The sequence below is a fragment of the Butyrivibrio sp. genome (assembly GCF_017635265.1).
GTDB lineage: Bacteria > Bacillota > Clostridia > Lachnospirales > Lachnospiraceae > Butyrivibrio.
In genome coordinates this window covers 1-8,412 of record NZ_JAGBLU010000032.1, presented here as the reverse complement: position 1 = coordinate 8,412, position 8,412 = coordinate 1, and the positions used below count along the sequence as shown (strand labels likewise).

Below are 8,412 nucleotides of genomic sequence, written 5' to 3'. Positions count from 1 at the left end.
TAACTTTGAAAATACCGTACTATCGATTTGTGAGGAAACCAGCTATGAGAAGATCTGACAGAGAGATTACAGACGAAAATGTTATAAATGGTTTTATTGGAAGGGAAAGTATAATTCGTATTGCATTTTATGATGACGGAGATCTTTATATCGTTCCGGTAAACTACGGCCATTGTATTGAAGAGGGTAAACATGTTTTTTACTTTCATGGTGCAAAAGCAGGAAGGAAATATGGACTAGCGCTGAAAGGTCCTTCAGTTGGATTTGAAATAGATGGAGCGTTCGAAATACTTGATGCTGATTTGGCTTGTGATTACTCTGCAAAGTTTCAGAGTGTTATAGGAACGGGAACTGTGGGAATAGTAAAAGACAACGCCGAAAAGATAAAAGGATTGAATATCCTGATGAGACAAATAACGGAACGCTCAACTTGGGAATATGATTCTCAAATGGTTAGTGGTGTTGCTGTGTTCAGATTAGAAGTTGATAAATTGTCTTGTAAGGCAAAATAGGATTATTTTCCAGTTTTATAGACGATGACAAATCGGAGTTTTGTTGAATCAGACAATGATGTCTAATCGATGGGATGCGGCATTTTCTCGCTTTGTGTCGTGTCCAAATGATTAGACTGGCGTTAAACTGACTGCGAAAGGAGGAAAACCCGGTGGATCAGATTAAGATCGGCGCGTTCCTGAAAACACTCAGGAAGGAAAAGAATTTGACACAGGAGCAAGCAGCGGAACAGTTGGGCGTTTCCAACCGAACGGTGTCCCGTTGGGAGACAGGAACGAATATGCCTGACATCAGTCTGCTGGTGGAGATTGCCGAACTTTATGGCGTCAGCATTCCGGAATTGATTGATGGAGAAAGGAAAAGCGAGAATATGAATGAAGAAGTTAAAGAAGTCGTTAGTAAGATGTCCGATTATGCAGAAACGGAAAAGACGACTATCCTGAAGAATGTCAGGACAGAGAGCCTGCTGGGTGTTTGTGCATTGGCTGTGGTAATGCTGCTTGAGCTCTTTGGTATCCGTTCCTGCAGCCAGCTGACTGAAATGGTTTTTCTATACTGTCAGGTGTTTGTATATGTATCGGTGGTGATGGTTTTCTTCCATGCTTCAGGTTTGCTGTATAAATTCAAGCGTGGAGACAGAGAAAGCAGCTTGCCGAAGCCATTCCTGTTACTGATTGCATTGGCCGCTGCTGCGGCAGTTGCCTTTGGAATCTGGTTTCTGGTTTCATTGATAGGCGGACAAATCCCCGGGAGGTAAATGTTTATGTATAAGATCTGCAAAGACTGCGGGGAAAAATGTGATCTGTCGGAAAAGAAATGTCCTGTGTGCGGGGGAAAACTGAAAAAGCAATTCACGGAAGAGGAATTAAAGGAAATCCAAAAGCAGAATGACGATATGACTGTAATCGATACATTGCTGATGTAGATTCGGTTTAGCGGGGTATGAAGAAATGAGGACAAATAAAAAGAGAGTCTTTCTGTTTATCACCATATTGCTTATACTCGCAGCGGTTGTTGTGGCTGTGTTTCAGTTTACCCAGTTCGGCTATCTGACGACCGTTCCGTACCGATCTGCATTTACGGAAATCGCTTCTCACGTTTATATCAACAGAGATTATGCAGGGGACCAGCAAGAGCTTCTTGAAATGATCGAACAGGCTAAGGATCGTGTCAGGACTTTTTTCGGGGACGTGCGCTTTCAGGATGAGACGATCTTCATCATCTGTGATGATGAGAAGCTGACGCGGAAGCTTGGCGAAGATCACGGCACGGTCATCTTTTATTTCCCTTCCGAAACGCACTATATCTGTATTTCAGACGAGTATCTGGAACTCGACATTCTGGCACACGAAATCACTCATGCAGAGCTGCACACGCGCCTTTCCGCCGAAGCTCAAAAGGCAATTCCGACTTGGTTCGACGAAGGGATTGCCCTGCAGAATGACTATCGGGAGAAATACAGCGAAGCGCAATGGACCCAGCAGACCGACAACGGTAAAAATGCGGTTGCCCTTGAGGATATGGACACTCCGGCAGAGTTTTATGCGGGGGAAGCGGAGGACAGGCGTTTCCGTTATCTGAATGCAAAGCATGAACTCGATGTATGGACGACATCACATGGGCAGCAAGGTTTATTGGAATTGCTTGATAGGCTCAATGGCGGAGCAGATTTCAATACTGCATATGGAAGTTAATTTCGAATTTACCGAACGGTGGAACGTTATCTCGCTTTTTTATGTTCTAATGGTGCTCCGTGAATCCCTGGGTCAAGCTTCATATGCGCAAGAATTACTTCGTTTACGCCAGGAAGGATCATTTCTCATGTTAGAAGAGGTCCTTGTTAATTATGGCAGTCTGCTCAAAGCGTTATCAAAGATATTTACGCAGAAATCAGCCATTTGTTTTTCGTCTTCCTGCATCCCATCCCTGAACCAGCTTATGAGTATTTGTAAAATGGCAGCTTCGGCAGCACGTCTGAGATACTTCTTTTCTGGGTCAGCTGTAGGGTAGAGCCGCTCTGAGACCGATTTTTCAAGAAAGAGTTCATTCTGAAGAATTCCGGCTTGGTCAAACAGAGATATTATATCTTTATCGTTTTTGACAGCCCGAAAAATATCTTCGAACCACAGATGTGGGTTTTCGTGCAGTTCGGGCTTTTCGCTGATCTCCGCTATACGCTTTATTATTTCATCCCCAAGCTCATGCAGGATATCTTCTTTATCTGTATAGTTTCGATAGAACGCCGTCCTTGATACTCCTGCACGGCGTACTATCTCGCTGATGGTGATCTTCTCATAAGGGTGTTCGCTCATTAGATGCATAAGCGAAAGCTGCAGACACTCTCTTGTCAGCTGATTGGACTCCTTATTATTCATCCTCAGAACTTCTTTTTTTTGCATTTCTGTTAAAGATTCTTTTGAGCTTTTCATTTTTTCTCCCTCTCGACGTTACAAAAAATGCAAGAATGTAACATCGGTTCACTTAAACGAAATATTGTCATGTCCGATGGTAGAACCATTGTTATTTGTTTACAGCGGCGTTACACTTGTTATATCAGAATAATTGTAGCATCGTATGGGGAGGTATAACAAGTATGGAATTAGCAAAAAACATCTCTCACAAAGTACAAAGACAGGCGTTTAGCATACTGATTGACAGATTTCTTTCAAATTTAGACAAGTCGGAAAACAGAACAGCTACATATCTTAAACTTGTAGACCAGGCAGAGAAATTCTGGGGTAAAGACGGAGCCAGAAAAGAAAGCCTTGATAAAGTAAGAGCGGCATTTAAAGATCCGGATAACAGATGGGTTAAGTTTTTGAATAAAGTAATAGATGAGACAGATCCGCATGTCGCAAAGATGATGATGCTCAATCTTGGCTATGAGGCATTTTTCAGAGGCACAAAAATGATCAGAGCGAACAGGGAAAAATACGGATGCAATATCCCATGGCTTATCCTTTTTGATCCTACAAGCGCCTGCAATATGCACTGTGCGGGATGCTGGTCAGGTACTTATGGACCTAAGCACAATCTGTCTTTTGAAGATATGGACAAAATCGTTACCCAGGGAAAAGAGCTGGGAGTATATCTTTACATGATGACAGGAGGAGAACCTCTTGTAAGGAAGAAAGATATCTTGAAACTGGCAGAAAAGCACAATGATGTTGAGTTCTCTATCTATACCAATTCAACACTTATTGATGAGGATTTCTGTAAAGAAGTTGTAAGGCTTGGAAATCTCACATTCCAGCTTTCTATCGAGGGAACTCCTGAGACTAATGACGCAAGACGTGGCCTTGGTCATTATGATGCAGTAATGAATGCCATGGATCTACTCAAAAAGTACGGAATAGTTTATGGAACTTCCATCTGCTATACAAGAAACAACATCGAGGCAGTTACTGATCCTAAGTTCATCGAGTTTATAGCTGAAAAAGGAGCAAGATTTGGATTCTTCTTTCACTATATGCCGGTTGGAAACAATGCTGTTCCTGAGCTTATGCCAACGGTAGAACAGAGAAAGAAGATGGTGGATCAGATTAGATTCCTGAGAAGTGACAAATGTGACCTGGGATTCTTCCCTATGGATTTCCAGAATGATGGCGAAGCAGTTGGCGGATGCATAGCAGGCGGAAGAAATTACTTCCACATCAATTCAAGCGGAGATGCTGAGCCATGCGTATTTATCCACTTCTCCAACACGAATATACATACACATTCAATACTTGAGATGCTTCAAAGTCCTCTTTTCATGGAATATCATAAGGGGCAGCCATTTAATAAGAATCATTTAAGGCCATGCCCAATGCTTGAAAATCCGGCTCTTTTAAGGGACATGGTTGAAATATCCGGAGCTCATGGTACCAATGAAGAGTCTGAAGAAAGTGTTGAACATCTGTGCGCAAAGTGCGATGATTACGCAAAAGAGTGGGGGCCTGTTGCAGATGGTATCTGGGCTGGACAGAAACACTATAAAAAGGCATATGAGAATTATGCAAAAAAGGATGAAAAGCCTCTAAACATAGTTGTATTTAAGCACAAACCCAGACAGCATCACTTTAAACATAAGAGAGCTTAAATGCCTCGAATTTTATAGTATTGTTGTTTCATTTACCCTGTCGAATAAAGTTTTATACTTTTCTTTTTCTGATGCAAGGCAGGTTTACAATGATCGGATGTCCCAAACCGGATGAGGGAGATTACACTGAGAAACTGACAGAAGTTATCAGTAACAAGGACGTAAGACATTGTGAAGCATACAGGATAATAGTAAACCCTGCTTATGATAGTAAATATCCTGAGAATGAGCGTTTTTTCAAATTCATGGTAATAAAGAGGGAAGTAAAGACAAGTGCTCAAGTTCAGAATGCTGCTTTTATGAGCAAGAACGAACTTTTGAAAAAGATGCTTGGTTAGCCAGTAAGGACACCATCCCAACTTAAGGGGTGGTGTTTTTTTGACCTTTTTTCTTTGTGATAGTTGAAATCGCCAGGAATCACGGCTTATAATCAAGATGGATTGGGGGTACTTATATGTTACATATCATTATTCTTAATAAAAACTATTTCCCTGCAAAACTAAGTGCAATAAAGCCAAATGACAAGGTGATTGTTTTGGCATCACCTGATGGAGCTATCCCGGTATCTGCATATAAGGATGAGGCTCTTAAGAACATGGAAGTCAGATTGCTTCCGGAGATAAAAGACAGTGCGTCGCAGGATGGAAAAGCAGCATTAAGGATTGCGCAGGCCATGATAATAGGTCAGCTTACATCTGGTATAAAGGATTTTTCTATATATACAGATGACGCTGTGCTTCTCAAAGCTTTAACACCGTTCACAGGAGTAAAAAAAGCTTCTGCAAAGAAAGCTGCAGTTACCAAAACTGAAAAGGTAAAAGAAGAACCTAAAAAGGATGCAGCTCCTTTAGATAATGAAGAAGAACCTAAAGCGGAGGTTTCAAAGAAGGCTGAGAAAAAATCAACAGAGAAGAAATCGGCCCCGAAGGAAACAAATGTAATTAAAAAGGAAAAAGCAAAAGCAAAGGCTTCCGAAGCAAAGAAAGAGAGCAAACCTTCAAAGGTTACTAAAGCCGATGTAAAGACAAAACCTGCAAAGCTTCCTACTCAGGCAGAGGTAAAGAGAGTTATTGGTGCATCAAATAGCGGATATTCCAAGGCAATCATGGAAGTAATAAAGAAATCAAACCAGATCACATTTGAGATGGATTTAAGGATGAAGCTTGTAGAGGCAGGCATGGATCCAAATCAGTGCAAGGAGCTGGCTCATTCTATAAATGAGGAATTTGGTAAGACATTGCCCACGTCATGAAGTAAGACGATATGCATATTCATCCCACAGAGAGGAATGCTTTCTGTGGGTTTTTCTTTTCAAAGATTAAATATGTATTGATTATTGCAATACTGTTTTATCCGAATTAGCACTCTCTATTGACGAGTGCTAATCGCAGTGTTATAGTGTTCGTAGAACAAAGGAACAGAGAAGACCAATAGGACTTTAAGATTCCGATGATCTGAACCCTCCGTCCCAATGCTCAATAACAGTTAACTAATTGTTCTTGTGCAAAGGAGGTAAGCATTATGTTAGCACCTAGTATTTTTGAAGAAAACTTTATGGATGACCTGTTTGGATTTCCTTTTATGAAGGATTTTGACAACATGGAGAAAAAGCTCTACGGCAGAAGAGCTGGCAGGATGATGAAGACCGATATCAGAGAAAATGATAACAACTATGAGGTTTCAATCGACCTTCCGGGCTTCAAGAAGGAAGAGATTACAGTAGAGCTAAAAGAGGGCTATATCACAATCTCAGCAGCAAAGGGGCTTGATAAGGATGAGAACAATAAGAAAGGAAAATTAATCCGTCAGGAGCGTTATGCCGGAGCTGTTTCAAGAAGCTTCTATGTTGGCGAGAATATTGAGAAAGAGGATGTAGAGGCAATATATAGGCATGGCGTACTGACGCTGACAATACCTAAGAAAGCCGAAGAAAAGAAAATTCCGGAAAAGAATCTGATAGCTATTGAAGGATGATAGTTACTTCCTTACCCCTGCCGCTTTTATGACGGCAGGGGTATTTTTTGCATTATATGTGATTTTATGTTGGTTTAAGGTTGGAATAGTATCATATGACCATAAGGATTGATGAATGTTGTAATCCTTAACCCCACACATATTTTTCATTCATAATACTTTCGGGCTGTCAAATTGCAGCTCAACCCCAAAAGCACGTCAGGCAAGCCTGGAATTAAATAATAGAGAAATAGGATATCATTTTTTGCCAATGCTGATATGTAAAGTGATAATGGCATAGAATATACTCAGTACATAGGAGAACAGTGAGGTCAAAATAATGGATAAGATCAGACAGTTTGGATATCAGATGAACAGCAGAATGGCACAGTTTATGTACGGCCGTAACGGTTTTGATAACCTGGCAAAGATATGTAATGGCATAGCAATTCTGCTTCTTGTAATAAATATATTCGCCCAGAGCAGGGTGGTATATCTTTTATGGCTAGCGTTTTTTGCATATTCCTGTTTCAGGGTCTATTCAAGGAATATACCCAAAAGATATGCTGAGAACCAGAAGTTTATGAGCATGACGGAAATTCCAAGAAAACGAGCTAAGCTGCTTAAGCTGCAGTGGAGAGACAGATCTGTGAGCAGATATTATATATGCAAAAGTTGTCACCAGCAAATCCGTGTTCCAAAGGGGAAAGGAAAGATCGAGATAAGGTGCCCTAAATGTGGTGAGCGTTTCATTAGGAGAACCTGATTTTATTGGAGGATAGTGTTATGATGATGGATCCCTACAAAGCTCTTGGCGTATCTCCGGGAGCTTCTGAAGAAGAGATAAAAAAAGCTCATAGGACATTGGCAAAGAAGTATCATCCGGATCTTAATCCCGGAAATGTGGCTGCAGCAGAAAAGATGAATGAGGTCAACGCTGCATATGACCTTCTTACAAAGCCCGGGGCTGAGAGATATAGACAAGCTTATACCTACACTGAAGAGCCTGTATATGCTCAAAAGGAGGAGAATCCTTTTGAGCAGTATGGTACTTATTGGCGCTGGAGCAGTGGCGGATTTAATAGCGACTACAATAGGAGCTATAACAGACCGGAAGAGAACTGGAATACCTGGAACAACTGGACTGGTTGGAACAGGACTCCTGTGTATGGTGGTTCGTTTCTTTTTAAGCTGATCAGATGGTTCATCATTTTGCAGATTCTATCCATGTTTTTCAGGATGTTCATGTTTTTCTGACAATATAGTACTGTAATGACTGCTATTGATGTGAAGTCTTAGGTTTCATCCTGGCGATGTTCATGAATATAGCCCTCTGGTTCCAGAGGGCTTTTGTTTTAGCACACGCTCATAGCCTTTCTATTAGCTAATGCTTTTTGTGCTTTAGATTCACCTTTTACAGTTTTGTGGAGAGCAATAAGTTCCTTTTTGTAGTCGATTTCTGCTCCGATTTTTTCTTTTCGTATTTCTTTTTCCATTTTGTGAATACTTACAGCTTCTTTGCCCTTAGCACGGGCAGCCTTTTTCACTTCACGAGCCTCCTGTCTAACTGTTCTTTTAAGTTCTTTTAATTCTTTCTTTTCAGATTTTGCTTCTTCTTTGAGCATTTTTCTTAATTCATCCATATTGTCGGACCTCTCTTCCTTTGAGTAAAACCATTACAACAGCTTTGTTTATAAATAAAGCCTTCCGTTACCTTAGGCGAAAACCCATTATCTTTAGGTGATGGATGAGCTTTGTATATTGTATTTAGAACGTATGTTTGCTATAATTGAAGTATGAATAAATGAGCGTGTCTACAAATGTGATTGTGGCCTCACCATTGACCGAGATCTTAACGCTGCCAT

At 40.9% G+C, this 8,412-nt stretch carries 13 protein-coding genes; 11 read left to right on the top strand and 2 right to left on the bottom strand.

Translation table 11 applies throughout. The features are described 5' to 3' along the window. The 4 genes from J6O61_RS05005 to J6O61_RS04990 all read left to right on the top strand — a co-directional run. Positions 1–512 (top strand): pyridoxamine 5'-phosphate oxidase family protein (locus tag J6O61_RS05005; RefSeq protein ID WP_292210354.1); only part of this gene is annotated, 512 nt, incomplete at its 5' end. 152 nt (positions 513–664) lie between these two features. After that, entirely contained in the window at positions 665–1,270 is a 606-nt protein-coding gene (locus J6O61_RS05000) for a helix-turn-helix domain-containing protein (RefSeq protein ID WP_292210352.1), read from the top strand. Between the two features lie 6 nt (positions 1,271–1,276). Beyond that, on the top strand, positions 1,277–1,438 hold the full coding sequence (locus J6O61_RS04995) for a hypothetical protein (protein WP_292210349.1): 162 nt from the start codon (positions 1,277–1,279) through the stop codon (positions 1,436–1,438). A 25-nt stretch (positions 1,439–1,463) separates the two neighbouring features. Continuing rightward, positions 1,464–2,207 carry a hypothetical protein gene (locus J6O61_RS04990; protein ID WP_292210346.1) on the top strand — a complete coding sequence of 248 codons (744 nt, stop codon included), beginning with the start codon at positions 1,464–1,466 and terminating at the stop codon, positions 2,205–2,207. A gap of 150 nt (positions 2,208–2,357) precedes the next feature. Here the strand turns inward: J6O61_RS04990 and J6O61_RS04985 are convergent, their stop codons facing one another. Continuing rightward, positions 2,358–2,942: a TetR/AcrR family transcriptional regulator gene (locus J6O61_RS04985; protein WP_292210345.1), complete on the bottom strand. Its 585-nt coding sequence runs from the start codon at positions 2,940–2,942 to the stop codon at positions 2,358–2,360. Between the two features lie 164 nt (positions 2,943–3,106). Between J6O61_RS04985 and J6O61_RS04980 the strand changes: the two genes are divergently transcribed. The 6 genes from J6O61_RS04980 (at position 3,107) to J6O61_RS04955 (ending at position 7,804) form a co-directional block, all read left to right on the top strand. Then, complete coding sequence (locus tag J6O61_RS04980; protein ID WP_292210343.1) at positions 3,107–4,594, top strand: radical SAM protein; 1,488 nt, start codon at positions 3,107–3,109, stop codon at positions 4,592–4,594. 89 nt (positions 4,595–4,683) lie between these two features. Next, the gene (locus J6O61_RS04975; RefSeq protein WP_292210341.1) at positions 4,684–4,932 is read left to right on the top strand and encodes a hypothetical protein; all 249 of its coding nucleotides are present in this window, start codon (positions 4,684–4,686) and stop codon (positions 4,930–4,932) included. A 116-nt stretch (positions 4,933–5,048) separates the two neighbouring features. Next, the gene (locus tag J6O61_RS04970; RefSeq protein ID WP_292210339.1) at positions 5,049–5,846 is read left to right on the top strand and encodes a hypothetical protein; all 798 of its coding nucleotides are present in this window, start codon (positions 5,049–5,051) and stop codon (positions 5,844–5,846) included. Between the two features lie 269 nt (positions 5,847–6,115). Continuing rightward, positions 6,116–6,568 (top strand): Hsp20/alpha crystallin family protein, encoded by a 453-nt coding sequence (locus tag J6O61_RS04965; protein ID WP_292210337.1) that lies wholly within the window; start codon positions 6,116–6,118, stop codon positions 6,566–6,568. Between the two features lie 319 nt (positions 6,569–6,887). Next, positions 6,888–7,313 (top strand): hypothetical protein, encoded by a 426-nt coding sequence (locus tag J6O61_RS04960; RefSeq protein WP_292210336.1) that lies wholly within the window; start codon positions 6,888–6,890, stop codon positions 7,311–7,313. Between the two features lie 20 nt (positions 7,314–7,333). Further along, positions 7,334–7,804, top strand: a complete 471-nt coding sequence (locus J6O61_RS04955; RefSeq protein ID WP_292210334.1) for a DnaJ domain-containing protein — start codon at positions 7,334–7,336, stop codon at positions 7,802–7,804. A 98-nt stretch (positions 7,805–7,902) separates the two neighbouring features. On the opposite strand, the gene J6O61_RS04950 is transcribed toward J6O61_RS04955, so the two are convergent. Next, positions 7,903–8,190 (bottom strand): hypothetical protein, encoded by a 288-nt coding sequence (locus tag J6O61_RS04950; RefSeq protein ID WP_292210332.1) that lies wholly within the window; start codon positions 8,188–8,190, stop codon positions 7,903–7,905. Between the two features lie 157 nt (positions 8,191–8,347). Here J6O61_RS04950 and J6O61_RS19710 point away from each other — a divergent pair. Continuing rightward, positions 8,348–8,412: zinc ribbon domain-containing protein (locus tag J6O61_RS19710; RefSeq protein WP_442861694.1), on the top strand; the 65-nt coding region annotated here is incomplete at its 3' end.

Excerpts from the sequence above, each read along its gene's own strand:
- J6O61_RS04995 (WP_292210349.1), top strand. The coding sequence starts at position 1,277 with ATGTATAAGATCTGCAAAGACTGCGGGGAAAAATGTGATCTGTCGGAA.
- J6O61_RS04990 (WP_292210346.1), top strand. The coding sequence starts at position 1,464 with ATGAGGACAAATAAAAAGAGAGTCTTTCTGTTTATCACCATATTGCTT.
- J6O61_RS04985 (WP_292210345.1), bottom strand. The coding sequence starts at position 2,942 with ATGAAAAGCTCAAAAGAATCTTTAACAGAAATGCAAAAAAAAGAAGTT.
- J6O61_RS04980 (WP_292210343.1), top strand. The coding sequence starts at position 3,107 with ATGGAATTAGCAAAAAACATCTCTCACAAAGTACAAAGACAGGCGTTT.
- J6O61_RS04975 (WP_292210341.1), top strand. The coding sequence starts at position 4,684 with ATGATCGGATGTCCCAAACCGGATGAGGGAGATTACACTGAGAAACTG.
- J6O61_RS04970 (WP_292210339.1), top strand. The coding sequence starts at position 5,049 with ATGTTACATATCATTATTCTTAATAAAAACTATTTCCCTGCAAAACTA.
- J6O61_RS04965 (WP_292210337.1), top strand. The coding sequence starts at position 6,116 with ATGTTAGCACCTAGTATTTTTGAAGAAAACTTTATGGATGACCTGTTT.
- J6O61_RS04960 (WP_292210336.1), top strand. The coding sequence starts at position 6,888 with ATGGATAAGATCAGACAGTTTGGATATCAGATGAACAGCAGAATGGCA.
- J6O61_RS04955 (WP_292210334.1), top strand. The coding sequence starts at position 7,334 with ATGATGATGGATCCCTACAAAGCTCTTGGCGTATCTCCGGGAGCTTCT.
- J6O61_RS04950 (WP_292210332.1), bottom strand. The coding sequence starts at position 8,190 with ATGGATGAATTAAGAAAAATGCTCAAAGAAGAAGCAAAATCTGAAAAG.